This is a genomic window from Variovorax beijingensis, assembly GCF_007828835.1.
Taxonomy (GTDB): domain Bacteria; phylum Pseudomonadota; class Gammaproteobacteria; order Burkholderiales; family Burkholderiaceae_C; genus Variovorax; species Variovorax beijingensis_A.
Genome location: NZ_VIVL01000001.1, coordinates 1,112,887 through 1,137,144 on the forward strand (window position 1 = coordinate 1,112,887; position 24,258 = coordinate 1,137,144).

A 24,258-nucleotide genomic window follows, 5' to 3' on the forward strand; every position below is an offset into this window, starting at 1 on the left:
CCGGGGGCGTCGTCAGGTCTTCGGCGTGCCGCGCTTGAACAGCGGCTGTTCGAAGCGGATCGTGATGATCTCGGTGTCGTCCGGCTTGCCGGGCACGCGGCCGTCCTCGCTCGGGAAGTTGGTGTCGATGGCGACGGCGAGCGTGTAGTCGTCCACCACCTCGACGCTCTCGACGGAGTCGAAGGGCATGCTGAACTTGCCGTTCGCGACGTTGGCCAGCGGACCGCCGATGTCGGCGGGGTCGGAGATGTTCAGCAGGTCGACCAGCAGCGTCTTCTTGAGCGCGCCGTCGGCGTCCTTCACGTCCAGGTCCACCATGTAGAGGCGCTTGACCACGGCTTTCGAGCCGTAGAGGCTGTCGCGCTCGATCAGCACGAACCTGTTGCCGCCGATGTTGGTCATGTCGCCGATGACGATCTGGTTGTCCTTGGCAGGCCCGTCCTTCCTGTAGACCGGGTTCTTGCCGGTGTAGAGCATCGAGGCGGGATCGAACTCGAAGAAGTTCAGGTAGCGCTCGTCATCGGCCACCGGGCGCAGCGAGGCCAGCGAAGGCGCTGCCTCGGGCACCGCGTAGAGGCGGGTCTTGTCGCCGTTGAAGGCCAGGCTCTCGAAGCCGCGGCTCGAAAGCGAAGTCGCGGTGGCGCCTTCGTTCATCACCAGCGGGTTGGACGGACTGCGCAGGAAGGGATGCGGCACCGGGTCGCCCATCAGCGTGCCATCCTTGTCGAAGTGCAGGATGTAGGGGCCGAACTCCTCGCCCACGAAGTAGGTGCCGTCGTTCGCGCGGGCGATCGACTCGACGTCGAGATCGAAGCCCGTCAGCAGGCGCCCGCTGACGATGCGCGAGTCCACCGGCTTGCCGCTGTCGACGAGGTTGTTGCCCGAGACCGTCTGGTAGTTGGCGAAGTCGGCGGTGATCTTCAGGTCCACGCCCTTGCCGTCCTTCAGGAAGCCCTTGGCGTCGTTGAAGGCGATGTGGCTGTTGGCCTTCACGGTGCCGGGAACGGTCGTGCCGTTGGCCACCGTGCGGAAGTCAATGCTGACGTTGTAGAAGCCGACCACGAAGTCGCCGGAGTTGCTCTTGCTGCCGTAGCCGTTGTCGGGCATGGCGGTCCAGTTGCCGTCGTCGTTCTTCAGCAGCGCCGAGAAGCCGGGCAGCGGCTGGCCGTCGACGAAGGGCGGCGTCACGCCGAGCGCGCTGGTGATGAACTGGCCGGTGGTCGGGCCGGGCCGGCGGAAGCTGTCGGGCAGCGAGGCCCAGCCGGTGAGCTTGTGCGGCAGGCCGGCGCTGGGGTCCTGCGGTGGAGGCGCAGGCGCAGGCGAAGGCGCCGGTGCAGGGGCCGGCGAAGGAGCGGGCGTGCCCGCCACGGGCGGAAAGACGATGCCGTTGTTGCCACCGCCGCCGCACGCGGCGAGGACTGCGGATGCAATGGCGGCGATCGCCAGATGGCGCGGCAAGGCGGACGAGATGAAGCGACTGGACATGATTGACCCTCCGGTTTTGTTGTGAGGGTGCAATCTAGAAAGCCGGTGTGACCTGGCCGTGAATGTCCTTTCGCTCAGGGCGAATCGGGGGCGCTCAGAGCAACCGCGAGATCCGGTCCGCCGCTTCGCGCAGTGCGGGCAGCATGGTTTCCTGCATCACCTTGGCGCTGGTGCGGTTGGCCTGCCCGCTGATGTTGAGCGCGGCCACCATGCGGCCCTGGCGGTTGACGATGGGCGCAGCCACCGAGATCAGGCCTTCTTCCAGCTCCTGATTGACCAGGCACCACTGCTGCCTGCGCGCCTGCGCCACCTTGGCCATGAGGGCATCCACGTCGGTCACCGTGTGCTTGGTGAGCGCTTGGCGGTCGGAGGCCTCGAGCCGCGCGCGCACCTCGTCGTCGCCCAGGTCGGCCAGCAGCAGCCGGCCCAGCGAGGTGCAGTAGGCCGGCAGGCGCGAGCCCACGCCCAGGCTGATGTGCATGATCTTCTTGGTGGGCACGCGCATCACGTAGACGATGTCGGTGGCGTCCAGCACCGCGGCCGAACAGGACTCCTGCACCTGCTGCACCAGCGCTTCCATCACCGGTTCGGCGCGGTTCCAGATCGGCATCGAGGAAAGATACGCAAAGCCCAGGTCGAGGATGCGCGGCGTGAGCGTGAAGAGCTTGCCGTCGCTCACCACGTAGCCCAGCGTCTGCAGCGTGAGCAGGATGCGCCGCGCGCCGGCCCGCGTGAGCCCGCTGGCGGCCGCCACCTCGCTGAGCGTCTGGCGCGGCGCGCTTTCGCTGAACGAGCGGATCACCTGCAGGCCTCGCGCGAACGACTGCACGTAGCTGTCCCCGGGGGCGGGCGTCTCTGTTTGCGGGGTATGGGTTGCCATGTGGAACGATCCTCTTTAGAATTCATTATACGAACAAATGTTCTTCATACGAACAAATCGGCGATTCGCAGAATCAGCCGGTCGGGTCGGATGGTTCGGGCAGGTCGTTCGCACGGTTCGATTTCTCTTTCTTTCCCTCACTCCCGGAGACAGGCTTCATGATCAACAAGATCGCGCGCTCGGTCGCCGATGCCCTGGCAGGCATCCCAGACGGCGCCACGGTTCTCATCGGCGGTTTCGGCACCGCCGGCATTCCCGGCGAACTCATCGACGGCCTCGTCGAGCAGGGCGCCAAGGACCTCACCGTCGTCAACAACAACGCCGGCAACGGCGAAACCGGCCTGGCCGCGCTGCTCAAGGCCGGCCGCGTGCGCAAGATCATCTGCAGCTTTCCGCGCCAGGCCGACAGCCAGGTGTTCGACGGGCTCTACCGCAGCGGCAAGATCGAACTCGAACTGGTGCCCCAGGGCAACCTGGCCGAGCGCATCCGCGCCGCGGGCGCGGGCATCGGTGCCTTCTTCTGCCCCACGGGCTACGGCACGCAGCTCGCGGGCAACCGCGAAACCCGCGAGATCGACGGCAAGCAGTACGTGCTCGAATACCCGATCCACGGCGACGTGGCGCTCATCAAGGCCGAGCGCGGCGACCGCTGGGGCAACCTGGTCTACCGCAAGGCCGCGCGCAACTTCGGCCCGGTGATGGCCATGGCCGCGAAGAAGACCATTGCCACCGTGCACGACATCGCCGAGCTCGGCACCCTCGACCCCGAAACCGTCGTGACCCCGGGCATCTTCGTGCACCAGGTGGTGCGCATCGAACGCGTGGCCACCCAGGCCGGCGGCTTCAAGAAGGCAGCATGACCATGACAACCTACCAACGTCGCACCAAGGACCAGCTCGCAGCCCGCGTGGCGCAGGACATCTTCGACGGCGCCGTCGTCAACCTGGGCATCGGCCAGCCCACGCTGGTGGCCAACCACCTGCCCAAGGGCCGCGAGGTCATCCTGCAGAGCGAGAACGGCATTCTCGGCATGGGCCCTGCGCCTGAAGCCGGCCAGGAAGACTACGACCTCATCAACGCCGGCAAGCAGCCCGTGACGCTGCTGCCGGGCGGCTCGTTCTTCCACCATGCCGACAGCTTCGCGATGATGCGCGGCGGCCACCTCGACATCTGCGTGCTCGGCGCGTTCCAGGTGTCGGCCACCGGCGACCTGGCCAACTGGCACACCGGCGAGAAGGACGCCATTCCCGCGGTCGGCGGCGCCATGGACCTGGCCATCGGCGCCAAGCAGACCTGGGTCATGATGGACCTGCTGACCAAGCAGGGCGCAAGCAAGCTGGTGAAGGAATGCAGCTATCCGCTGACCGGCATCGCCTGCGTCAAGCGCGTGTACTCCGACCTGGCCACGCTCGAATGCACGCCCGAGGGCCTGAAGCTCGTCGACCTGGTCGGGGGCCTGAGCCGCGAGGAACTCGAGAAGCTGGTCGGCCTGCCGATCGCCGCCTGATCCCATTCAACCCATCAGAGAGAGAGACAACTCACATGACCACCCAAGCCTTCATCTGCGACGCCGTCCGCACCCCCTTCGGCCGCTACGGCGGTTCGCTCAGCAGCGTGCGCACCGACGACCTCGGCGCCGTGCCGCTCAAGGCGCTGATGGAACGCAACAAGAACGTCGACTGGCAGGCCGTGGGCGACGTGCTCTACGGCTGCGCCAACCAGGCCGGCGAAGACAACCGCAACGTGGCGCGCATGTCGGCGCTGCTCGCGGGCCTGCCGCTCGAGGTTGGCGGTGGCACCATCAACCGCCTGTGCGGTTCGGGCCTCGATGCCGTGGGCACCGCCGCGCGCGCCATCCGCGCCGGCGAAGCGGGCCTGATGATTGCCGGCGGCGTCGAAAGCATGAGCCGCGCGCCTTTCGTCATGCCCAAGGCCGAGAGCGCCTTCAGCCGCAACAACGCGGTGTACGACACCACCATCGGCTGGCGCTTCGTCAACAAGCTCATGAAGGCGCAGTACGGCGTCGACTCCATGCCCGAGACGGCCGAGAACGTGGCCACCGACTACAAGATCGAGCGCGAGGCGCAGGACCTGATGGCGCTCAACTCGCAGCTGCGCGCCGTGGCCTCGCAGAAGTCCGGCTTCTTCGACGCCGAGATCGTGCCGGTGACCGTGCCGCAGAAAAAGGGCGACGCGATCATCGTCAACAAGGACGAGCACCCGCGCGAAACCAGCCTTGAATCGCTCGCCAGGCTCAAGGGCGTGGTGCGCCCCGACGGCACCGTGACGGCCGGCAATGCCAGCGGCGTGAACGACGGCGCCTGTGCGCTGCTCCTGGCCGACGAAGCCAGCGCCGCCAGGCATGGTTTGACGCCGCGCGCCCGCGTGGTCGGCATGGCCACGGCCGGCGTGGCGCCGCGCGTGATGGGCATCGGCCCGGCGCCCGCCACGCAGAAGGTGCTGGCGCTCACCGGCCTCACCATCGACCAGATCGACGTGATCGAACTCAACGAAGCCTTCGCGGCGCAAGGCCTGGCCGTGCTGCGCCTGCTGGGCCTGCAGGACAACGACCCGCGCGTCAACATCAACGGCGGCGCCATTGCGCTCGGCCACCCGCTGGGCGCCAGCGGCGCCCGCCTGGCCACCACCGCGGTCAACCAGCTGCACAAGGGCGGCGGCCGCTATGCGCTGTGCACCATGTGCATCGGCGTGGGCCAGGGCATTGCCGTGATCCTGGAACGCGTCTGATGGACCGCGCCCGACGCGGCCTGCTGCTGGGGCTGGCGGCCGCGGCAGCGCTGCCCGCGCATGCGCAGGCCGACGCCCGGCCGATCCGCATCGTCGTGCCCTTTGCGGCCGGCGGCGGCAACGACGTGTTCGCGCGCCAGATGGCCAAGGGCCTGGGCGAGCTGCGCAGGCAGGGCGTCATCGTCGACAACAAGCCCGGCGCGGGCGGCAACCTCGGCACCGAGCAGGTGGTGCGCAGCGCGCCCGACGGCAGCACGCTGCTGCTGGGCCACACGGGCACCGTGTCGATCAACCCGGCGCTCTACAAGGGCCTGAAGTTCGACGCGCGCAAGGACCTGCTGCCCGTGGCCATGTTCGCTTCGTCCGCGCTGGTGCTGGTGGTGCCCGCCGCATCGAAGATCCGCAGCGTGGCCGAGCTCGTCGCCGAAGCCAAGGCGCGGCCGGGCCTGCTCGACTACGCCTCCAGCGGCAGCGGCACCGGCGGCCACCTGACCGGCGAGCTCTTTGCAGAGCGCACCGGCACTCGGATCAATCACATCCCCTACAAGGGCACCAACCCCGGCCTCACCGACCTGGCGGGCGGGCAGGTGCAGATGATGTTCAGCGTCGTTCCGCCCGCGCTCGCGCTGGTCAAGGGCGGCCGGCTGCGCGCCATTGCGGTCACGGGCGCAAAGCGCCTGCCTTCGCTGCCCGACGTGCCCACCGTGGCCGAGTCGGGCCTGCGCGAACTCGCGGGTTTCGAGAGCACGCTCACCTACGGCATCCTCGCGCCGCGCGGCACGCCGGGCGCCTTCGTGAAGGAGTTTTCGGCGCAGATGCTCCAGGTGGCGGGCAGCGCTGAATTCCAGTCGCGCCTGGGCGTGGAAGGCGCCGTGCCGCTGCTCGGCGGCCCGGCCGAATACGCCGCCCTCATCGCGAAGGAAAGCGCGCTGTGGGCCGGCATCGTCAAGGCTTCCGGCGCCACCGTCGAGTGAGCACGCGGCCTCTCAACCTCAACTAAAGTCGAGGTTGAGAGGTCTCGATGAAATCCAAGCCAGCAGAACCACCGCGCGATTTTCCCGCCACGCTGTCCGTGGGCGAGGTCGCGCAGCGCAGCGGGGTGCCGGTGTCCACCCTTCACTTCTACGAAGCCAAGGGCCTCATTGCGAGCCACCGGGCGCCAAGCAACCACCGCCGTTATGCGCGCGACGTGCTCCGGCGCGTGGCGTTCATCCGCGTCGCGCAGCGGGTGGGCATCGCGCTGGCCGACATTGCCGATGCGCTGGCCACGCTGCCCACCTCGGCCGCGCCCAGCCGCGCGGACTGGGCGCGGCTTTCCGCCGGCTGGCGCGCGGAGCTGGACGAGCGTATGGCCCAGCTCAAGAAGCTGCGCGACACGCTCGACGACTGCATCGGCTGCGGCTGCCTGTCGATCGACCGCTGCCGCCTGCGCAATCCGGCCGACAAGCTGTCGTCGGAAGGGTCCGGCGCCCGCCGCCTGGTGATCAGGCGCGCGGAAGATTGAGGGACTGCCGCACTTCGCCGAGGGGGAGCATCGGCATCAATTCGTTTCTTTCCGCCGCAGACATTGCGAGCATCAGCCGCTCGAATTCGGCGCGGTAGCAGGGCAGCATCAGCGTGGCCGTCAGCGCATGGACGCCGTCGTTCTGCGCAAGGTGTGCATGGCATGCCGCGATGCTTCGATGGATCTGGAGCGCCTGCGCGACGCGGGCGGAGGGTTGCGGGTCATGGTTCATGCTGCGCAATGTGCAGCCTCAACCTAACTTGAGGTCAAGCGGGATGAAAAGCCCTGGTTCGCGGTCAGTCCATGGCTGCGACGGCCGAAGCGAGCACATAGCCTTCGCTGCGCACGGTCTTGATGTAGCGGGGCTCGCGCGCATCGTCGCGCAGGCGCTGGCGCAGCCGGCTCACGAGCAGGTCGATGGAGCGCTCGAAGAGCTCGGCCTCGCGGCCCTGGGTGAGGCTCAGCAGCTGGTCGCGGCTCAGCACCTTCTGCGGATGGTCGAGGAACACGCGCAGCAGCCGGTATTCGGCGCCGCTCAGCGCCACCATCGTGCCGCTGTCGTCGATCAGGTGGCGCGCCACCGTGTCGACCTGCCATTCGCCGAAGGCCAGTTTCTGGGAGGGTTCGACCGCGCCCATGTTCGGCGGCAGCATGCGCGTGCGGCGCATCACGGCGCGCAGGCGCGCGAGCAGCTCGCGTGCGGAAAAGGGCTTGGCCAGGTAGTCGTCGGCGCCCATCTCCAGGCCCAGGATGCGGTCGGCCTCCTCGCTGCGCGCGGTCAGCATCAGGATGGGCGTGGCCTTGTACTTGCCGGTGCGCAGGTCGCGGCAGAGCGTGAGCCCGTCTTCGCCCGGCAGCATCAGGTCGAGGATGATCAGGTCGAACGGGCCCGACTCTTCGAGCGCGGCGCGCATGTGGCGGCCGGTGGGCACCGCGACCACGCGCAAGCCGTTCTTCACCAGGTAGGTGGTGAGCAGTTCGCGGATTTCCCGGTCGTCGTCGACGATGAGGATGTGGTCGGAGGTCTTTGGCGTCATGGCAGTGAGCAAAAAGGGTGGGTGCGGGAGGCGCCCCGCAGACGCAATGTAGCCTCCCGCCCGCTGCCGGCCGGCGGTTTTGTATTCGCAAGTATCTGGGGCGGCGGGCGCGGTACACAGGCATACGCGATCTGCGCGGGCAGGGGGAGGGCGGCCCAACAATCCGTGCGTTCCCGAACCAACCCTTCCCAAGGAAACCACCATGACCCGCATCGAAAAAGTTCTCTACACCGGCAAGACCCGCACCTCTTCGGGTGGCCGCGACGGCGAGGCGCGCAGCTCCGACGGCCGCCTGGACATCAAGCTCTCGTCGCCCGGCAGCGCCGGCAGCGGCACCAACCCGGAACAGCTGTTCGCGGCCGGCTGGTCGGCCTGCTTCATCGGCGCCATGGGCAAGGCGGCGGGCAGGATGAAGGTCGCCTTGCCGCCTGACCTGGCCGTCGATGCCGAAGTCGATCTGGGCACAGCGGGCAGCGAGTACTTCCTGCAGGCGCGCCTCAACGTGAGCCTGCCGGGCCTGGACCGCGAAGTGGCGCAGGCCCTGACGGATGCGGCGCACCAGACCTGTCCCTATTCGAAGGCCACCCGGGGCAATATCGACGTTTCCATCCACCTGGTGTGAGCCAGCGGCGGCGTGCAGAGCCACGCCGCATGAACAAGAAGGTGTCCATGTCCTCGACTTCCGCGAATCCTCCTGCGAACCCGGCCGGCGCTGTGCGCGGCTGGCACCGGCTGCTGCCCGGCTCGCTGTTCTCCCGCGTGACGCTGATCATCGTGGTGGGCCTGGCGATCGCGCAGCTGCTCACCTTCGCGGCGATCCGCTACGAGCGGAACATGGCGCTGCGCGAGCTGATGATGATCGGCATCGAGCGCGACATCGCGAGTTCGGTCGCCATCCTCGACCGCCTGCCCGCGGCCGAGCGCGCCGGTTGGCTCGACCGGCTGGAGCGGCGCAACTACCGCTTCGTGCTGGGCGGCAGCGCAGAGGGCACCGAACCGGCCTCGGAGCAGTCGCGGCAGTTTGCCGCGGCCATCGTCGATGCGATGCGCCCGTTCCCGATCGTCAAGGTCGGCGAGGTGGCCTGGCCGCCCGAGGGCCTGCAGATCCAGGTGCGCCTGGGCGACGGGTCTTCCGTGGTCGTTCATGCGATGCGCGTGGGCATGCCGGTGTCGGGCTGGGTGATGTGGCTGCTTGCGGCCCAGCTGCTGGTGCTGGCCGTGTGCGCCTGGTATGCGGTGCGCCTCGTGACGCGGCCGCTCGCGCAGCTTTCCGAGGCGGCCGACGGGCTCGGGCCCGACCTCAAGGGCCGCACGCTCGCGGAAGAGGGCCCCACCGAGGTGGCGCATGCGGCGCGCGCCTTCAATGCCATGCAGCAGCGCATTGCCGGCTACATGTCCGAGCGCGTCGAGATCCTCGCAGCCATCTCGCACGACCTGCAGACACCCATCACGCGGATGCGGCTGCGCACCGACCTGATGGACGACGAGCGCGACCGCGAGAAATTCCGCCAGGACCTCGACGCCATGCACTCGCTGGTGCGCGAAGGCGTGACCTATGCGCGCACGCTCCACGGCGCCGCGGAGCCGCCACTGCGCATCGATGCCGACGCGCTGCTCGAGAGCATGGTGGCCGACTACGAAGACGTGGGCCAGCAGGTGCGGCTCGAAGGCAAGGCCGGCGCGCCGATCGTGAGCCGCCCTCATGCGCTGCGCCGCATCCTGATGAACCTGATCGACAACGCGCTCAAGTTCGGCAGCGAGGTGCGCCTGCACGTGCAGGCCGAAGAAGACGGCCGCCTGGTGCTGAGCGTGCTCGACAACGGCCCGGGCATTCCGCCGGACGAACTCGACGCCGTGCTCAAGCCCTTCTACCGCGTCGAAAGCTCGCGCAACCGCAGCACCGGCGGCACCGGCCTGGGCCTGGCGATTGCGCACCAGCTGGCCATGGCCATGGGCGCCGAGCTCACGCTGAAGAACCGCGCCGAAGGCGGGCTCGAGGCCCGGCTCGCGCTGGACGCCGCGCCCGTCCGCACTGTCCTCCAGGGCTGATTCGCCACCGACAACCCCCAAACATCATGCTCGTCCTCCTCATTGCCTACCTGGGCGGGGTGCTCACCATCCTGAGCCCCTGCATCCTGCCGGTGCTGCCTTTCGTGTTCGCGCGCGCCGACCGTCCGTTCCGCTCGCACGGCCTGCCGATGCTGCTGGGCATGGCGCTGGCCTTTGCCGCCGTGGCCACGCTGGCGGCGGTGGGCGGCGGCTGGATCGTCACGCTCAACGAGTACGGGCGCCAGGCCGCCATTGCCGTGCTCGCGCTGTTCGGCGTGAGCCTGCTGTTCCCGAGCGTTGCCGACCGCATGAGCCGGCCGCTGGTCGCGCTGGGCATCCGCATGTCCGAGCCGCGCGGCGATGGCGGTGCGGCAGCGGCCTCGGTGTTCTCGCCGTTGTTGCTGGGCGTGGGCACGGGGCTGCTCTGGGCGCCGTGCGCGGGGCCGATCCTCGGCCTGATCCTGACGGGCGCGGCGCTCAATGGCGCGAGCGTCGGCACCTCGCTGCTGCTGCTGGCCTATGCGGCCGGCGCGTGCACCTCGCTCGCGGCCGCGCTGCTGTTCGGTGGGCGGCTGTTCTCCATCATGAAGCGTTCGCTGCATACTGGCGAATGGGTGCGGCGCGCGGCCGGCGCGGCCGTGCTGGCGGGCGTGGGCGCCATTGCGCTGGGGCTGGACACGGGCCTGCTCGCACGCCTTTCCCTGGGCACCACCTCGGCGCTGGAGCAGGCGCTGGTGGACAAAATCAAGCCAGGCAAGCCGCACGCGGAGCCGGTCGCGCTGCGCGAAGCCCCGGGCCTGATGCGCGTGTCGGGCAACCGAACGGCCCCGCCGCCCGCGCGCGAACTCAAGGTCGAAGGCCGCTTTCCCTCCTTGGCGGGCGCCACCGAATGGATCAACTCCGTGCCGCTCGCGCCCGAGGCCCTGCGCGGCAAGGTGGTGCTGGTCGACTTCTGGACCTATTCGTGCCTCAACTGCCTGCGCACGCTGCCCTACCTTCGGGCATGGGCCGAAAAGTACAAGGACGCGGGGCTGGTGGTCATCGGCGTGCATTCGCCGGAGTTCGCGTTCGAGAAGAAGCCGGCCAATGTGCGCAAGGCCGTCAAGGACCTGGGCATCGGCTTTCCGGTGGCGCTGGACAATGACTTCGCAGTCTGGCGCGGCTTCGACAACCAGGCCTGGCCCGCGTTCTATTTCATCGATGCCGAGGGCCGCATCCGCCACCACCAGTTCGGCGAGAACCGCTACGACAAGGCCGAGCAGGTCATCCAGCAGCTGCTGGCCGAGGCCGGGCAGACCCGCATCGCCGCCGGGCTGGTGGCGCCGCTCGGGCAGGGCACCCAGGCCGCGCCCGGCGCCGAGCCGCCGCTGTCCGGCGAAACCTACCTGGGCCACGAACGCGCGCACGGCTTTGCCTCGCCCGGCGGCATCGCGCGGGACCGCGCGACGGTCTACCGGCCGGCCGCCTCGGCGCTGCGCACCAACCAGTGGTCGCTGGCGGGCGACTGGACGGTGGAGGCCGAGCGCGCGGTGCTGAACAGCGCCAATGGCCGGATCGCCTATCGCTTCCAGGCACGCGACCTGCACCTGGTGCTGGGCCCGGCGGCCAATGGCAGGCCGGTGCGCTTCAGGGTGCTGGTGGATGGAAAGCCGCCACTCGCGGACCATGGTGCCGACACCGATGCACAGGGCCACGGCGTGATCGATGCGCAGAAGCTCTATCAGCTGGTGCGGCAGGCGGAGGGCAGACGGGAGCGGCTGTTCGAGATCGAGTTTCTCGACGCCGGCGCGCAAGCCTACGCGTTCACTTTCGGTTGAGCGCTGACGCGGCTCGGGCGGGCGAGGGTGCCTGAGGGTGGCTGTCAGGCGGCCCAGGCGCTCAGCGAAAGCCGCCGCAGCATGTCGGTCTGGCGCGATTCCTCGGCATCCCGCAGGCTCTTGGCGGCGCGGGCGGCCACGTAGCTGACGTACAGCGTCTCGATGGCCTTGGCCCAGTCGTGCATCTTCTGGGACACCGCGCTGGTCGAGGTGGCCGAGGCATCCTCGGCCGGACAGGCGGGCACCTCGAAGCCGGCTTTGCTGAGGATGGTGGCTTTCTGAAAAATGGTAAGCATGGGGCGGGCCTCCTGGCCTTTGGGTATGGGCATCAGGTTAGCGTTGGCGCAAGAGGCGTGCCATCCGCTGCATGACGTATGTGACTGTCGGTAAGTGACGCTCCCGCTGCGCCGCGGCCGCAGTTTTCTAGGCCTTAAGCCTTAGGCCGGCGTCGATTCGGCGTGCTGCCAGACCAGCGTGGCGGCCGCCAGGTCTTCGAGCGCGCTGCCCACGGCCTTGAAGACGGTGCGCTCTTCGCTGCCCGTGCGGCCCGCGCGTTCGCCCCGGCAGAGTGCGGCCAGCGTGCCCTGCACCGCATCGGCGCGCAGCGTGCCGGCCGCAATGGCGTCGAGCAGTTCGCCGGCCTTCTGCAATGCCTCGGTGGTGTCGACGAAGGTGCGCGCCCCGTCGAAGCAGCGCACGTCGGCCTCGCGCATGGCGGGTGTGAAGCTGCCGATCAGGTCCAGGTGCGAGCCCGGCGCCAGCCATTCGCCGCGCACCAGCGGCGCGGTGGCCAGCGTGGCGCAGCTCACGATGTCGGCCTGGCGCACGGCCGCTTCGAGGTCCGTGGCGGCCCGGGCGTTGACCCCTTCGGCCCGCCATTGCGCGGCCAGGGCCTGGGCGCCTTCGGCCCGGTGGTTCCACACGAGCACCTCGTCGATGGGCCGCACGCCCGCATGCGCGGCGGGCAGCAGCCGCGCGATGCGGCCGGTGCCCAGCACCAGCAGGCGGTGCGCATCGGCCCGTGCCAGGAACGAGGCGCCCAGCGCCGATGCCGCGGCCGTGCGGCGCGCGGTGAGCTCGTTGCCGTCCATCATGGCCAGCGGCACGCCGGTGCGCGCGTCGTACAGTACATAGGTCGCATGAAGGCCGGGCAGGCCGCGTGCGCTGTTGCCCGGAAAGACATTGATGGTCTTGATGCCCAGGAAGCCCGCGTCGCTCCACGCCGGCATGATGAGCACGGTGCCCTTGTCGGCGCCGGCGGTTTCGATGCTGTGCACATGGCGCGGCGGCACGTGAGCTTCGGCCGCGAAGGCTGCGCGCAGCGCGGGCACGAGCCGCTCGAAGGCCAGCGGCTCGCGGGTGGCGGTTTCGTCGAAATGCTTCATGGCTGGCGTGGACGCAGCGAGGCGTCGAAGAATTGCACCAGCGCCTGCTGGCAGGTGGCGCCGAAGCGCTCGGTCATCGGCTCGAGGTGGCCGGCGCCGGGCACCTCGAGCAGGCGCCGGGGCTCGCGCGCGGCCTCCAGCAGGCGCCGCGAATGGGAATCCGGAATGATCCGGTCGGCCGTGCCGTGGATCAGCAGCAGGGGGATGGGCGCGACGGCGGCGACGTATTTCGATGCGGCGTAGTCGTCGCCCACCAGCAGCCCGGCGCCGGGGAGCTTCTCGTTCGCAATCGAGGAATACGAATAGAAGGTCGATTCGATGGCCGCTGCCTTCACGCCGGCCCGGTTGCCCGAGCCCAGCACCGCAATCGCGTTGGCGCCGCCCAGGCTCTGGCCGAAGACGAGGAGGCGCTCGGGGTCGACGTCGCCGCGCGATCGCACGTGGTCGAGCGCGGCGCTGGAATCCTCGAACACGCCCTTGGGCTCCGGCTTGCCGGCCGATTCGCCGTAGCCGCGGTAGTCGAACACGAACACGTTGAAGTCCTGCTTCGGCAGCCAGGCCACGAAGCGCCAGTGCGTGCTCATGTTCTGGGCGTTGCCATGAAAGTGGACCACCGTGCCCTTGGCCTCCTTCGGATTGCTGCGGCCCGCGGCAGGAAGAAACCAGCCGGCCAGGCGCGTGCCGTCGGCGCTGGCGAACTGCACCGCCTCGTAGCGCAGCCCGAGCGCGTCGGGCGTTTCGTAGCGCACGCGGTCGGGGTAATAGAACATCGACTGGACGCAGCCGGTGAGAAAGGGGGACAGGGCTGCGAACAAGGCCAGCTTCCAGTTCATGGGGGAGTGCTTTCCGTGGCGCCCGGCCGGTGGGGCGTCTTCCGGATCGGCCGCTCAGGCCTGCTGCCGGAATGCAAGGTGGTAGCCGTTGCAGTCCACCACGCCGAACTCCGTGGAGCCGTAAGGCATGTGCTGCAGCGGCCACGCAATGGAGGCCTTGTCCTTGACGGCGGCGTAACAGGCCGCCGCATCCGCCACGGCGAAATAGAAGGTGCCGGAGCAGCTGGGCGGGCTCTTCCAGAGATCCTGCTGCGTGAAGATGAGCTTGCCGCCCTGCTTCTCGACCGTCAACGTGCCTTCTGCCGAATCCTCAGCCGCGAAGCCGAGGACATCGGCGTAGAAGCGCCGGGTCTGGGCCAGATCGTGGCAGCGCAGGAGCAGTGTCAGCGGCATGGGTTTCTCCGTGGAATGCGGCAGTTCCGGCGCAGGATAGCTCAGCCCGCGCTCAGCCCGCGGTAATGCGGCTCCATTCGAGCCCGTGCTTGGCCAGGTACTTGCGCAGCCGGTCGGCATCGTTCACCACGCTGCGCTGCGTGCGCGAGGCCTGGAAGAGTTGCCGGCCCGCATCCGACAGGCTGCGCGATTCGCGGCACACGCGCACCACCGCTTCGAGCTGCAGCCGGTCGAACAGGTCGAGCGCGGCCGCGCGGTCATCGCCGAGCAGGCTGCCGAGGCCGACGTCGGCAGCGCCTGCGCTTGGCCTTGCCGGGCCCTCGCGGTTCCAGAGCCAGCGCAGCCGCTCGATCTCCGCCTCGACCAGCGCCACCGGAATGCGTCCGCCATCCGCCAGCGTGGCCAGCCGCGTCACGCTGGCCGAGAGGTCGCGGAAGTTGCCGCACCACAGCGCCTCGCCGCTCTGCGCAAAGCGCAGGTAGGCCGCGCGCGCCTCGGCGTTGAAGCGCACCACGCGGTGGTTCTCGGCCGCGTGGATGGCCAGCAGGTGGTCGATGTTGGGCTCGATGTCCTCGGGCCGCTGTGCGAGGCCGGGCAGGCCGTAGGTCCAGAGGTTGATGCGCGCGAACAGGTCCTCGCGGAAACGCCCCTCGGCCACGTCGCTGCGCAGGTCGCGGTTGGTGCCGGCGATCAGCTGGAAGTCGCTCTCCACTTCCTTGTCGGCGCCGACCGGGAAGAAGCGCTTCTCCTCGATGGCCTTGAGCAGCATGGCCTGCTCGTCGAGCCCGAGCTCGCCGATCTCGTCGAGGAACAGCGCGCCCTGGTTCGCCGTGCGCAGCAGTCCGGCCCGGTCGCTTGCCGCGCCGGTGAAGGAGCCCTTCCTGTGGCCGAACAAGGTGGAGGCCGCGCCGTCGCCGCGCAGCGTGGCGCAGTTCACCTCGACGAAGGGCCCGCTCATCTGGTGCCGCGCCTGCTTCAGCTCGAACATGCGCCGCGCGAGAAAGGACTTGCCCGCGCCCGTCGGCCCCACCAGCAGGATCGGCGCGCGCGATCGCACGGCCACGCGCTCGATCTCGTCGATCAGCGCGTTGAAACGCGCATTGCGCGTGGCGATGCCGCTCTTCAGGAAGGCGACCGCGTCGCGCTGCTCCGCATCGAAGCGCCGCGCGATCACGTCGTAGCGCGACAGGTCGAGGTCGATCAAGGTGCACTTGCCGGCCTCGCCTTCGCGCTGCTTCCGGGGCGGCGAGGTCTGCGCGAGCACGCCCGGCACCACGCGCGATTCCGACAGCAGGAACATGCAGATCTGCGCCACGTGCGTGCCGGTGGTGATGTGCGTCCAGTACTGCTCGCGCTCGGTGTCGAAGGTGTAGGCGCGCGCCCAGTCGTACAGGCGCGTGTAGACCTCGCCGAAATCCCAGGGGTCCGCGAGGTCGAAAGGCACGAGGTTGACCGTGGTCTCGGGCGACACGGCCTCGATGTCGGCCTTCACCACCTCGGCCAGCGCCTTGTGCTTGAGCGTGTAGAGCAGCTCCATGCGCGAGACCACCATGTCGTCGTGCTGCGCGAGCGAGACCGTGGGGCGCCACTTGTTCCAGCGGCCCGCGCCCTGGCCGGCGTCGAGCTGGGTGCCGAGGAAGCCGATGACGACGACTGGTTTCATGGATAAAAGACTAGCTGAATTTCTATATTTATTAGGATCCTATCAGGGCCGAAGGCGAAGCGGTACGCGCGCCGGAAGAAAAATTCCTGTTGAATATCAATGACTTGCACTGCTCGCGGGAGGATTCCGGTGCGGATCCTCATCACCTGGCACGGCGGCTGCAATGGATGAACCGTCCGGATGCAGTTCATCCGCTCGCAGGTGCCGCATGAAAGCGGCCCGGTGCCGCAGGCCAGATCCTGTCTTGGGTCCGCGGTATGCCGCTGTTGAACTGGCTGGCGACTGAACTTGATTCAGTTCTGCTCATGGTTGAGCACCGTGCTAACCACATGGCGTTGCGGGTTCGATTCCCGCGAAAAAACCTGGCAGTGCTTGCACTGCCATCTGATGGGGCGAAAGCCCCCCGCCCCGGCACACCGGAGCGTGCGGCGCAAGGCGAAGAGGCCTTGCGGGTGCGCGACACCGTGCCAAGCGCAGGCGGCTTGCGCACCGTGCGTGCGGCAAGGAACTGCGTGCCGCCATCGGACGGCGAGGGAAGTGACGGCGTTGCCCATGCGGCGCCGGGCACCGACCGGACCCGACGACCGCTGCACGAAAACCTGGCCCCACCGCAGTGCCCGCCGCCTGCCCTTTCGAGGGCCTGGATCGAATGAACGAACGACACGACACGAACAACTGAACCGAACAACGAGTGGGAGAAAAAATGCTGGGTTTCAATCAATACACCGTCAAGAAGAACGAACGCGCGCTGCTGCTGCGCAATGGCGACTTCGAGCAACTGCTCGGCCCGGGAAAGCACCGGGTGTTCTCGGGCTTCGATACCCTGAAGCTGGAGCGCTTCTCGCTGGCCGAGCCGGCGTTCGAGCACGAACTGGCCGACTACTTCCTGGCGCGCGAGCCCGAACTGGTCGAGCGCGAGTTCGTGCAGGTGTCGCTCGGCGAAACGCAGGTCGGCCTGCGCCATGAAGACGGCGTGCTGGTGCAGATCCTGCCGCCCGCCACGCGCAAGCTGTACTGGCGCGGCCTGCGCGAGCAGCGCGTGGACGTCGTCGACGTGGCGGCCGATGCGCGCCTGCCGGCGGGGCTGCTGGCAAAGCTGCAGAGCGTGGCCCTGCGTCCACGCGCGGTGCAGGGGCTCGACGGCGTGCTGCTGGTGCAGGTGCCCGAATTCCATGCCGGCGTGCTGACGCTCGAAGGGCAGATGCAGGCGATGCTGCCGCCGGGAAACCACGGTTTCTGGCGCTTCAACCGGCAGGTGGCCGTGACTTGCGTGGACCTGCGTTCGCAGATCGCCGAGGTGAGCGGCCAGGAGATCCTGACCCGCGACAAGGTGGGGCTGCGGCTGAACCTGTCTGCGGTATGGCGCTTCACCGACGTGCGCCAGGCGCTGGCGCAAATGCCCAAGCCGGCCGAACATGTCTATCGCGAACTGCAGTTCGGCCTGCGTGCCGCGGTGGGCGAGCAGACGCTGGACGCGCTGCTGGAGAACAAGGCGGCCATCGACCAGACGGTGCTGGCGCAGATGCGCGAGCGGCTGAAGGATTCGGGCGTGGTGCTGGAGAGCGTGGGCGTGAAGGACATCATCCTGCCGGGCGAGATGAAGACCATCCTGGCCCAGGTGGTGGAGGCCGAGAAGTCGGCCCAGGCCAACGTGATCCGCCGCCGCGAGGAAACCGCGGCCACGCGCTCGCTGCTGAACACCGCCAAGGTGATGGAGGGCAACCCTGTCGCGTTGCGGATGAAGGAGCTCGAGACGCTGGAACGCGTGGCCGAACGGATCGACAAGATCTCGGTGGTCGGCGGCCTGGACCAGGTGCTCAACGGATTGGTGACGCTGCGGCCGAACGGTTCCTGAGGCGCATTGAAGAACGAACGATGGAAGAGAGAAAAGAAATGGAACAGAACTACAAACTGCATGAAGTGGCCAACGGCGTCCCCGTGAAGATGTGGACGAACGGCGTGCCTGTGGAAGACGAGGCGCAGAAGCAGCTCGAGAACGCCGCGCGCCTGCCCATCGTGTTCAAGCACATCGCGGCCATGCCCGACGTGCACTACGGCATCGGCGCCACCGTGGGTTCGGTGATCCCGACCTTCAAGGCCATCATCCCGGCCGCGGTGGGCGTGGACATCGGCTGCGGAATGATGGCGTGCAAGACCACGCTCGATGCGCGCGACCTGCCCGACAACCTGGGCCCGCTGCGTTCGGCCATCGAAAAGGCCGTGCCGCACGGAAGCAATCCCAGGCGCATGGGCCGCGACAAGGGCGCATGGGAAACGCCGCCCGACGAAACCGATGCCGCCTGGGTCAAACTGGTGGATGAGTTCGACCTGATCTGCGAGGACTACCCGCGCATCAGGAACACGAACAACCACAAGCACCTGGGAACGCTGGGTACCGGCAACCACTTCATCGAGGTCTGCCTCGACGAAGCGGGCGCCGTGTGGTTCATGCTGCACTCGGGTTCGCGCGGCGTGGGCAACGCCATCGGCACGCACTTCATCGAACTCGCGAAGAAGGATGCCGAACTGCACCAGCGCAACCTGCCCGACCAGGACCTGGCGTACTTCGAGGAAGGCGCCAGGTACTTCGGCGACTACGTGCGCGCGGTGGGCTGGGCCCAGAAGTTCGCGCGTGCCAATCGCGAAGTGATGATGCAGCGCGTGGTCGCGGCCGCGCGCAAGGTCATCAGCAAGCCCTTCGAGGCGCACGTGGAAGCGGTGAACTGCCACCACAACTACGTGAACCGCGAGACGCACTTCGGCGAAGACGTGCTCGTCACGCGCAAGGGCGCGGTGAGCGCCAAGGCCGGCGAGCTCGGGATCATCCCGGGCAGCATGGGGGCCAAGAGCTACATCGTGCGCGGCAAGGGCAACCCCGAGTCGTTCATGAGCTGCAGCCACGGCGCGGGCCGCAAGATGAGCCGCACCAAGGCGAAGAAGCTCTTCACCATCGCCGACCAGATCGCCGCGACCGAAGGCGTGGAATGCCGCAAGGACGCCGACGTGATCGACGAGATTCCGATGGCCTACAAGGACATCGACGCGGTGATGGAGGCGCAGAGCGACCTGGTGGAGGTGGTCCACACGCTCAAGCAGGTGGTGTGCGTGAAGGGATAGGCCATGAAAAGCAACAAGCAGCGCCGCGCCGAGATCAAGGCGCACCGCCTCGAACGCGCCGCGCGCCGGCTGGCCGAGCTGCGGTTGCGTGCCGACGTGCGGCCGGTGGAGGGCGCCGGCCTGGTGGTCGCCGATACGGCGCTGCTGGCCGCGCACAACAATACCTACGGGCCGCTGCCCGCGTTCTACGTGGACAAGGCCTTCACCTGCCGCGACTGCGGCGCCGACGAAGTGTGGACGGCCAAGCAGCAGAAGTGGTGGTACGAGGTGGCGCTGGGCAACATCAACAGCACGGCGGTGCGCTGCCGTGCCTGCCGGATCGCAAGGCGCGCGCTTTTGCGGCAGGCCTGAAATGAACGAATAAAACCAGACGAAGCGGCGACGCTGATTCCATGACTGCACAAGAAGAAAAATCCGGCGAGCTCCTGCGCTCTGCCCATCCCATCGACCCCGCCATGCGCGCGCAGATCATGCACGCCCTGCGCGATATCGAAACGCGCCATGACGTCACGGTGCTGTTCGCTTGCGAATCCGGCAGCCGCGGCTGGGGCTTTGCCTCGCCCGACAGCGACTACGACGTGCGCTTCATCTACGTGAACCGACTGCCCTGGTACCTCACGGTGACGCCGCGGCGCGATGTGATCGAGCTGCCGATCAGCGGCGAGCTCGACGTGAACGGCTGGGACCTGCGCAAGGCGCTGGGCCTGATGCGCGAGTCGAACCCCACGCTGCTCGAATGGCTGCGCTCGCCCGTGGTGTACCGCGACGATGCGGCCGCGATGCCGCGTTTCCGCGCGCTCTCGGAGGCGGTGTTCTCCAACGCGCGTGGCTGGCATCACTACACCTCGATGGCGAAGAAGAACTTCCGCGAGCATCTGCAGGCCGACGAGGTGCGCTACAAGAAATACCTCTATGTGCTGCGTCCGCTCCTGGCCGCGCGATGGATCCGCACGCAGGCCGGCGTGCCGCCGATGCGCTTCGCCGAGCTGGCGCAGCGCACGCTCCACGCCGTGCACGACGCCGCGCTGATCGAGGAAATCAACGCGCTGCTCGCAGTGAAGATGCGCGCCGGCGAGGCCGCGACCAGCCCGCGCTGGCCCGGCATCCATGCATTCATCGAGGCCGAACTCGCGGCCCATGCGGCCGAGCCGATCACGCCGCTGCCGCAGGCCGAGAACGCGGGACTCGATGCATTCCTGTACGAGACGGTGCTGCGCATCGAAGGAGGCCGCGCATGATCGAACTCGACGGTTCGCAGGGCGAGGGCGGGGGGCAGATCCTGCGCACCAGCCTGGCCCTGTCGGTCGCCACGGGCCAGCCCGTGGCCATCGAGAAGATCCGCGCAGGCCGCGCCAAGCCGGGCCTGATGCGCCAGCACCTGGCCTGCGTGAATGCCGCGGCGCAGATCAGCGGCGCGCAGGTCGAAGGGGCCGAGCTCGGCTCGCAGTCGCTGCGCTTCGTGCCCGGGCCGGTGCGCGCGGGCGAGTACCGCTTCGCGATTGCCAGCGCAGGCAGCTGCATGCTGGTTCTGCAGACGGTGCTGCCGCCGCTGCTGCTGGCCGGTGCGCCGAGCCGTCTGCATCTGAGCGGCGGCACGCACAACCCGATGGCGCCGCCTTTCCACTTTCTGGAGCGCGCCTTCGCACCGCTGGTGCGCCGCCTGGGCGCGGACCTGCAGCTGGTGCTGCGCCGCTGCGGTTTCTACCCTGCCGGCGGCGGCGAGGTCGAAGCGGTCATCGTGCCGGCCGTTGATGGGCTGCGGTCTTTCGATCTGATGGGCCGCGGCGCGCTCCTGTCGGCCCATGCGGAGTGCCTGGCGCCGGGGCTTGCGCGCCACGTCGCCGCGCGCGAGCTGGAGACGCTGGGCAAGGCCATGGGATGGTCCGGCGAGCAGCTGCGTATCGGTACCGCGCGCCAGAACGAAGGGCCCGGCAACGCGCTGCTTGCCACGCTGGCGTACGAATACGTCACCGAGGTCTTCACGGCTTTCGGCGAAAAGTCGCTGAGCGCCGAGCAGGTGGCGCACGGGTTGGTGAAGGAACTGCGCGGGTTCCAGAAAAGCCAGGCGGCCGTGGGGCCGCATCTTGCGGATCAGCTGGCGCTGCTGCAGGGCTTGGCGGCATGGCGAAGCGGCCGCGGCGGCAGCTTCACCTGCAGCGAAGTGACCGGGCACACGCGCACCAACTGCGCGGTGATCGAGCGCTTCCTGCCGGTGCGCTACGCCATCGCGCAAGCGCCGGACGCGGCCACCGTGACGGTGGCGCCGGCCTGAAGCAGGCCGCGTCGGCCGGCTGATGCTGCTAGTCGGAGCAGATCACCGCGATCGGCTCGGAGCGGCCGCGCACGGCCAGCATCTCGACCTGTCCTCCGGCATGCGCGAAGCCGGCCTGCTGCGCGGCATACACCGAGACCACCAGGCGCGACGCGGCCGTCTTGGCGTGGTCCTGCAGCCGGCTCGCGGTGTTGACCACTTCGCCGATCGCGGTGAAGGTGGTGGTGTCGAGGTAGCCCACTTCGCCCACGGCCGCGCGTCCGGCGTGCAGGCCCATGCCGAAGTCCAGGCGCTGGCCGAACTGGGCTTCGAAGCCTTCGCTCCACGCATCCATGCGCTGGCCGATCAGTTCGGTCGCGCGCAGCGCCTGCCGGCAGGCGGTGGGAAGGTCGGTGCCGAGGCCGAAGATCGCCATCACGCTGTCGCCGATGAACTGGTTCGGCACGCCGCCGCATTCGCGCACCGCGGCGCCCACGGTGGCGAAGTAGCGGTCGAGCACATAGGCCAGGTCGAAGGGCCATTGCCCTTCCGACAAACCCGACCAGCGCCGCAGGTCCACGAACAGGATGGCCACGTCGCGCTCGCGGCCGAAGCTGCTGGCCGGCGCCGGCTGCCTTCCGTGGCTTGCCGGCGCGAACAGCGGGATGACCTCGATGTCGCCTCGCGGGCGCAGCTGGCAGGCCAGCCGCACGCCGCCCGGGGCGCGCACGCGGTCGAGCGTTCGCTGCTCGTCGCGGTCGGGCGGGTCCCAGTGCTGTGCGGGGCCGAGCACGCGCACGCGGCAGGTCGAGCAGCGCGCCCGCCCGCCGCACACCGAGAGATGGGCGATGCCGTGCGAGCGGCTCGCTTCCAGCACGCTCCAGCCACGCGGCACGTGCACCGTGCGGCCGGGGTAGCGCAGCGCAATGGACGCGCCGTGCGCGCGGCGCGCGAACCAGTTGCGCGCCGCGTAGGCCGCCAGCAGGGCGGCCAGGCCGAGCGCATAGAAGAGCTTGATGCGGCCTTCCGCCGTGTCGAGCGCCCGGCCCTGGGCAGGGGTCGGCAGCACCGCGGGCGGCACGCCGGTCCACTGGAACTCGCGACCCATCGAGACGAAACCCATCATCGCCGCGAGCGGCAGCACGACGGCAATGGCCAGCAGCAGATAGGAAAAACGGCGGTAGGCCGGCCGCGCCCGCAGCGCGAAGTGGATGCCGAGGCAGCCGTGGGCCCAGGCCGCGAGCAGCATCGTGAACTGCGCGCCGGCACCCGGCAGGCTCCACAGGCCCCGGACCACGCGAACGTAGGAGCCCTCGATGCCGTAGGCCAGATAGGCGCCGCGCATGGCGGTCAGGTGGGTGGCCAGCAGCAGCGGCAGCGCAAAACCCAGCAGCACGCGCAGGCCTTCGAGCGGCGGCATGCGCAGCGTGCGGCGCTCCCACAGCGCGGCCACCGCCAGCGCCAGGTGCGCGCCGGCCGCGCCGTACAGCAGCACGGTGCCCGGCAGGCTGTGCCAGAACAGCTGCACATTGCGCAGCACCGCCTCGGCCGCCGCGAAGGAGGCGATGCCCAGCGAATGGTTCAGCAGGTGCGCCGTGACATAGGCCATCAGCACCAGTCCGCTGGTCCATCGGAGGTTGCGCCGGGTTGGCGGTTTCGGCAGCCGGGCGATGGGTGGGGAGCGTCTGTCCATGAATGGCTTCGAAGGGCACCCGAGCATAATGCGCCCGCCCTTCTCCACCGGCATGGCCCTCACTCCAGACATTCCCCGTTCCAGCCTCGCGCTGCGCCGCATCGCGCTGTTCGAAGGCCTTTCAGACCAGCGGCTCGACCTGCTCGCGCAGCAATGCCTGTGGCACAGCGTCGAGGCCGGCAAGCCCTTGCTGCTGCGTGCCGAGCAGCAGGGCGAGGTGTTCCTGCTGGTCTCGGGCCGGGTCCGCGTGACCACCTACGCGGCCAACGGTCGGCAGGTGACCTTCAGGGATTCGGAAGCCGGTGAGCACTTCGGCGACATTGCCGCCATCGACGGCGGGCCGCGTTCGGCCGACGTGGTCACGCTGCTGCCGAGCGTGCTTGCGAGCCTCGACCGCGCCGCCTTCCTGGCCCTGCTGCGCGAGGAGCCGCTGGTGGCCGAGCGGGTGATGCAGCGGCTGGCCTCGCTGGTGCGGCAGCTGTCGGAGCGCGTGATCGACCTGAGCACGCTGGGGGTCCAGAACCGGCTGCATGCCGAGTTGCTGCGCCTCGCGCGGGCCGCGGGCGTGGCGCACAACCAGGCGCGGCTGGAGCCGGCGCCCAGGCATGCGGCGCTGGCGAGCCAGATCAGCACCAACCGCGAGCAGGTGACCCGCGAACTCAACGTGCTGGCGCGCAGCGGCGTGCTGCAGAAGGACGGCAAGGCCCTGCGGGTGGCCGACGTCGCCCGGCTCGAGGCGATGGTCTCGCAGGTGCGGGGCGACGCCGGCTGAGCCGGATCAGTTCCAGCGGCCGCGCAGCCCGCCAAGGCTGAATCGGCCCGCGCCCAGCAGCACCACGGTGAGCGCGCCGAACAGGTACAGGCCCTGCAGCTCGAGCGCCCAGCCGCCCTGCTTGGTCAGCGCGAACAGGTCGGCCATGTGCACCAGGCCGAAGGCCGCGAGCATGTTGATGACGACCACGCCGGCCGCGGCGCGGGTCCAGAAGCCGGCGATCATGAGGAGGGGCGCCACGATCTCGCCCACGTACACCAGGTAGGCCAGCCCGCCCGGCAGGCCGGCCTTCGCCAGCATCGCGCTCACGAAGCCCACGCCGGCCGAGATCTTGAAGATGCCGTGCAGCAGCACGAGCACGCCGATCGCCAGGCGCAGCAGCAGCTTGCCGGCGTCGTCCGGCGTGGCGGGGGAGAAGGCGGAGGAAGCCTGCGAAGGTGCGATCGGCGCACGCGCGGCGTTGGCGGCTACGGCCTGGGTGTTCATGGCGGATCCTTGAAAAATGAGAGGGCGGCCGCGGAGCGCGGCGGTTGCGGTTCCAGTGTGCGCAGCCGCTGCCTGGCGGTATGTGCGTTTACGCACAGTTTCCGAAGACGGTCCATGGCCGCAAAGTGCCGTGCCGAAGCGCCTG

25 protein-coding genes are annotated in these 24,258 nt (G+C 68.9%); 14 read left to right on the forward strand and 11 right to left on the reverse strand.

What is annotated here, in order from left to right; translation table 11 throughout:
• Positions 1-12: 12 nt before the first annotated feature.
• Positions 13-1,485 (reverse strand): esterase-like activity of phytase family protein, encoded by a 1,473-nt coding sequence (locus tag FB547_RS05315; protein ID WP_145740199.1) that lies wholly within the window; start codon positions 1,483-1,485, stop codon positions 13-15.
• A gap of 94 nt (positions 1,486-1,579) precedes the next feature.
• Complete coding sequence (locus tag FB547_RS05320) at positions 1,580-2,365, reverse strand: IclR family transcriptional regulator C-terminal domain-containing protein (protein WP_145740201.1); 786 nt, start codon at positions 2,363-2,365, stop codon at positions 1,580-1,582.
• A 158-nt stretch (positions 2,366-2,523) separates the two neighbouring features.
• Between FB547_RS05320 and FB547_RS05325 the strand changes: the two genes are divergently transcribed.
• From FB547_RS05325 to soxR, 5 genes are read left to right on the forward strand one after another with little or no spacing between them, the layout of a single operon-like run.
• On the forward strand, positions 2,524-3,225 hold the full coding sequence (locus tag FB547_RS05325) for a 3-oxoacid CoA-transferase subunit A (RefSeq protein ID WP_015867205.1): 702 nt from the start codon (positions 2,524-2,526) through the stop codon (positions 3,223-3,225).
• Entirely contained in the window at positions 3,222-3,872 is a 651-nt protein-coding gene (locus tag FB547_RS05330) for a 3-oxoacid CoA-transferase subunit B (protein ID WP_145740203.1), read from the forward strand. The genes FB547_RS05325 and FB547_RS05330 overlap by 4 nt, the downstream gene beginning before the upstream one ends.
• A 35-nt stretch (positions 3,873-3,907) precedes the next feature.
• On the forward strand, positions 3,908-5,113 hold the full coding sequence (gene pcaF, locus FB547_RS05335) for a 3-oxoadipyl-CoA thiolase (RefSeq protein ID WP_145740205.1): 1,206 nt from the start codon (positions 3,908-3,910) through the stop codon (positions 5,111-5,113).
• Positions 5,113-6,087: a Bug family tripartite tricarboxylate transporter substrate binding protein gene (locus tag FB547_RS05340; protein ID WP_145740206.1), complete on the forward strand. Its 975-nt coding sequence runs from the start codon at positions 5,113-5,115 to the stop codon at positions 6,085-6,087. The genes pcaF and FB547_RS05340 overlap by 1 nt, the downstream gene beginning before the upstream one ends.
• A gap of 47 nt (positions 6,088-6,134) precedes the next feature.
• Complete coding sequence (gene soxR / locus FB547_RS05345; RefSeq protein ID WP_145740208.1) at positions 6,135-6,617, forward strand: redox-sensitive transcriptional activator SoxR; 483 nt, start codon at positions 6,135-6,137, stop codon at positions 6,615-6,617.
• On the opposite strand, the gene FB547_RS05350 is transcribed toward soxR, so the two are convergent.
• Together FB547_RS05350 and FB547_RS05355 are read right to left on the reverse strand one after the other, a co-directional pair.
• A complete protein-coding gene (locus tag FB547_RS05350; RefSeq protein WP_145740578.1) occupies positions 6,598-6,849 on the reverse strand; it encodes a hypothetical protein in 252 nt (83 codons plus the stop codon). The genes soxR and FB547_RS05350 overlap by 20 nt on opposite strands.
• 64 nt (positions 6,850-6,913) lie before the next feature.
• Positions 6,914-7,654, reverse strand: a complete 741-nt coding sequence (locus FB547_RS05355) for a response regulator (protein WP_145740209.1) — start codon at positions 7,652-7,654, stop codon at positions 6,914-6,916.
• 202 nt (positions 7,655-7,856) lie between these two features.
• On the opposite strand from FB547_RS05355, the gene FB547_RS05360 reads away from it, so the two are divergent.
• From FB547_RS05360 to FB547_RS05370, 3 genes are read left to right on the forward strand one after another with little or no spacing between them, the layout of a single operon-like run.
• Positions 7,857-8,276, forward strand: coding sequence for an organic hydroperoxide resistance protein (locus FB547_RS05360; protein ID WP_015867198.1), 420 nt, complete (start codon positions 7,857-7,859; stop codon positions 8,274-8,276).
• Positions 8,277-8,323: 47 nt separating this feature from the next.
• Complete coding sequence (locus FB547_RS05365) at positions 8,324-9,703, forward strand: ATP-binding protein (RefSeq protein ID WP_145740210.1); 1,380 nt, start codon at positions 8,324-8,326, stop codon at positions 9,701-9,703.
• Between the two features lie 26 nt (positions 9,704-9,729).
• Positions 9,730-11,520, forward strand: coding sequence for a cytochrome c biogenesis protein DipZ (locus FB547_RS05370; RefSeq protein ID WP_145740211.1), 1,791 nt, complete (start codon positions 9,730-9,732; stop codon positions 11,518-11,520).
• 44 nt (positions 11,521-11,564) lie between these two features.
• Here the strand turns inward: FB547_RS05370 and FB547_RS05375 are convergent, their stop codons facing one another.
• The 5 genes from FB547_RS05375 to rtcR form a co-directional block, all read right to left on the reverse strand.
• Positions 11,565-11,816, reverse strand: coding sequence for a hypothetical protein (locus tag FB547_RS05375; RefSeq protein ID WP_145740213.1), 252 nt, complete (start codon positions 11,814-11,816; stop codon positions 11,565-11,567).
• Between the two features lie 141 nt (positions 11,817-11,957).
• Entirely contained in the window at positions 11,958-12,905 is a 948-nt protein-coding gene (locus FB547_RS05380) for an ornithine cyclodeaminase family protein (RefSeq protein ID WP_145740214.1), read from the reverse strand.
• A complete protein-coding gene (locus FB547_RS05385) occupies positions 12,902-13,738 on the reverse strand; it encodes an alpha/beta hydrolase (protein ID WP_145740216.1) in 837 nt (278 codons plus the stop codon). Before FB547_RS05385 ends, FB547_RS05380 begins: the two co-directional genes overlap by 4 nt.
• Positions 13,739-13,792: 54 nt before the next feature.
• Positions 13,793-14,131 carry a VOC family protein gene (locus tag FB547_RS05390; RefSeq protein ID WP_145740218.1) on the reverse strand — a complete coding sequence of 113 codons (339 nt, stop codon included), beginning with the start codon at positions 14,129-14,131 and terminating at the stop codon, positions 13,793-13,795.
• A 52-nt stretch (positions 14,132-14,183) separates the two neighbouring features.
• Entirely contained in the window at positions 14,184-15,794 is a 1,611-nt protein-coding gene (rtcR, locus tag FB547_RS05395) for an RNA repair transcriptional activator RtcR (RefSeq protein WP_145740220.1), read from the reverse strand.
• Between the two features lie 703 nt (positions 15,795-16,497).
• Here rtcR and FB547_RS05400 point away from each other — a divergent pair.
• From FB547_RS05400 to rtcA, 5 genes are read left to right on the forward strand one after another with little or no spacing between them, the layout of a single operon-like run.
• Positions 16,498-17,649 carry a slipin family protein gene (locus tag FB547_RS05400; protein ID WP_145740222.1) on the forward strand — a complete coding sequence of 384 codons (1,152 nt, stop codon included), beginning with the start codon at positions 16,498-16,500 and terminating at the stop codon, positions 17,647-17,649.
• 38 nt (positions 17,650-17,687) lie between these two features.
• Positions 17,688-18,911, forward strand: coding sequence for an RtcB family protein (locus FB547_RS05405; protein ID WP_145740224.1), 1,224 nt, complete (start codon positions 17,688-17,690; stop codon positions 18,909-18,911).
• Between the two features lie 3 nt (positions 18,912-18,914).
• Positions 18,915-19,262: a zinc-ribbon domain containing protein gene (locus FB547_RS05410; RefSeq protein WP_145740227.1), complete on the forward strand. Its 348-nt coding sequence runs from the start codon at positions 18,915-18,917 to the stop codon at positions 19,260-19,262.
• Between the two features lie 41 nt (positions 19,263-19,303).
• The gene (locus FB547_RS05415) at positions 19,304-20,149 is read left to right on the forward strand and encodes a nucleotidyltransferase domain-containing protein (protein WP_145740229.1); all 846 of its coding nucleotides are present in this window, start codon (positions 19,304-19,306) and stop codon (positions 20,147-20,149) included.
• Positions 20,146-21,183: an RNA 3'-terminal phosphate cyclase gene (rtcA, locus tag FB547_RS05420; RefSeq protein ID WP_145740230.1), complete on the forward strand. Its 1,038-nt coding sequence runs from the start codon at positions 20,146-20,148 to the stop codon at positions 21,181-21,183. The genes FB547_RS05415 and rtcA overlap by 4 nt, the downstream gene beginning before the upstream one ends.
• A gap of 28 nt (positions 21,184-21,211) precedes the next feature.
• Here rtcA and FB547_RS05425 read toward each other — a convergent pair whose 3' ends face one another.
• Positions 21,212-22,855: an adenylate/guanylate cyclase domain-containing protein gene (locus tag FB547_RS05425; protein WP_145740232.1), complete on the reverse strand. Its 1,644-nt coding sequence runs from the start codon at positions 22,853-22,855 to the stop codon at positions 21,212-21,214.
• Between the two features lie 28 nt (positions 22,856-22,883).
• Here FB547_RS05425 and FB547_RS05430 point away from each other — a divergent pair, with 28 nt between their 5' ends.
• Positions 22,884-23,627, forward strand: a complete 744-nt coding sequence (locus FB547_RS05430; protein ID WP_145740580.1) for a Crp/Fnr family transcriptional regulator — start codon at positions 22,884-22,886, stop codon at positions 23,625-23,627.
• A gap of 6 nt (positions 23,628-23,633) precedes the next feature.
• Here the strand turns inward: FB547_RS05430 and FB547_RS05435 are convergent, their stop codons facing one another.
• On the reverse strand, positions 23,634-24,113 hold the full coding sequence (locus FB547_RS05435) for a DoxX family protein (protein ID WP_145740234.1): 480 nt from the start codon (positions 24,111-24,113) through the stop codon (positions 23,634-23,636).
• Positions 24,114-24,258: the final 145 nt, after the last annotated feature.

Bases quoted from the DNA above. Each gene is read 5' to 3' on its own strand.
- FB547_RS05315 (WP_145740199.1), bottom strand. From the start codon at position 1,485: ATGTCCAGTCGCTTCATCTCGTCCGCCTTGCCGCGCCATCTGGCGATC.
- FB547_RS05320 (WP_145740201.1), bottom strand. From the start codon at position 2,365: ATGGCAACCCATACCCCGCAAACAGAGACGCCCGCCCCCGGGGACAGC.
- FB547_RS05325 (WP_015867205.1), top strand. From the start codon at position 2,524: ATGATCAACAAGATCGCGCGCTCGGTCGCCGATGCCCTGGCAGGCATC.
- FB547_RS05330 (WP_145740203.1), top strand. From the start codon at position 3,222: ATGACCATGACAACCTACCAACGTCGCACCAAGGACCAGCTCGCAGCC.
- pcaF (WP_145740205.1), top strand. From the start codon at position 3,908: ATGACCACCCAAGCCTTCATCTGCGACGCCGTCCGCACCCCCTTCGGC.
- FB547_RS05340 (WP_145740206.1), top strand. From the start codon at position 5,113: ATGGACCGCGCCCGACGCGGCCTGCTGCTGGGGCTGGCGGCCGCGGCA.
- soxR (WP_145740208.1), top strand. From the start codon at position 6,135: ATGAAATCCAAGCCAGCAGAACCACCGCGCGATTTTCCCGCCACGCTG.
- FB547_RS05350 (WP_145740578.1), bottom strand. From the start codon at position 6,849: ATGAACCATGACCCGCAACCCTCCGCCCGCGTCGCGCAGGCGCTCCAG.
- FB547_RS05355 (WP_145740209.1), bottom strand. From the start codon at position 7,654: ATGACGCCAAAGACCTCCGACCACATCCTCATCGTCGACGACGACCGG.
- FB547_RS05360 (WP_015867198.1), top strand. From the start codon at position 7,857: ATGACCCGCATCGAAAAAGTTCTCTACACCGGCAAGACCCGCACCTCT.
- FB547_RS05365 (WP_145740210.1), top strand. From the start codon at position 8,324: ATGTCCTCGACTTCCGCGAATCCTCCTGCGAACCCGGCCGGCGCTGTG.
- FB547_RS05370 (WP_145740211.1), top strand. From the start codon at position 9,730: ATGCTCGTCCTCCTCATTGCCTACCTGGGCGGGGTGCTCACCATCCTG.
- FB547_RS05375 (WP_145740213.1), bottom strand. From the start codon at position 11,816: ATGCTTACCATTTTTCAGAAAGCCACCATCCTCAGCAAAGCCGGCTTC.
- FB547_RS05380 (WP_145740214.1), bottom strand. From the start codon at position 12,905: ATGAAGCATTTCGACGAAACCGCCACCCGCGAGCCGCTGGCCTTCGAG.
- FB547_RS05385 (WP_145740216.1), bottom strand. From the start codon at position 13,738: ATGAACTGGAAGCTGGCCTTGTTCGCAGCCCTGTCCCCCTTTCTCACC.
- FB547_RS05390 (WP_145740218.1), bottom strand. From the start codon at position 14,131: ATGCCGCTGACACTGCTCCTGCGCTGCCACGATCTGGCCCAGACCCGG.
- rtcR (WP_145740220.1), bottom strand. From the start codon at position 15,794: ATGAAACCAGTCGTCGTCATCGGCTTCCTCGGCACCCAGCTCGACGCC.
- FB547_RS05400 (WP_145740222.1), top strand. From the start codon at position 16,498: ATGCTGGGTTTCAATCAATACACCGTCAAGAAGAACGAACGCGCGCTG.
- FB547_RS05405 (WP_145740224.1), top strand. From the start codon at position 17,688: ATGGAACAGAACTACAAACTGCATGAAGTGGCCAACGGCGTCCCCGTG.
- FB547_RS05410 (WP_145740227.1), top strand. From the start codon at position 18,915: ATGAAAAGCAACAAGCAGCGCCGCGCCGAGATCAAGGCGCACCGCCTC.
- FB547_RS05415 (WP_145740229.1), top strand. From the start codon at position 19,304: ATGACTGCACAAGAAGAAAAATCCGGCGAGCTCCTGCGCTCTGCCCAT.
- rtcA (WP_145740230.1), top strand. From the start codon at position 20,146: ATGATCGAACTCGACGGTTCGCAGGGCGAGGGCGGGGGGCAGATCCTG.
- FB547_RS05425 (WP_145740232.1), bottom strand. From the start codon at position 22,855: ATGGACAGACGCTCCCCACCCATCGCCCGGCTGCCGAAACCGCCAACC.
- FB547_RS05430 (WP_145740580.1), top strand. From the start codon at position 22,884: ATGCGCCCGCCCTTCTCCACCGGCATGGCCCTCACTCCAGACATTCCC.
- FB547_RS05435 (WP_145740234.1), bottom strand. From the start codon at position 24,113: ATGAACACCCAGGCCGTAGCCGCCAACGCCGCGCGTGCGCCGATCGCA.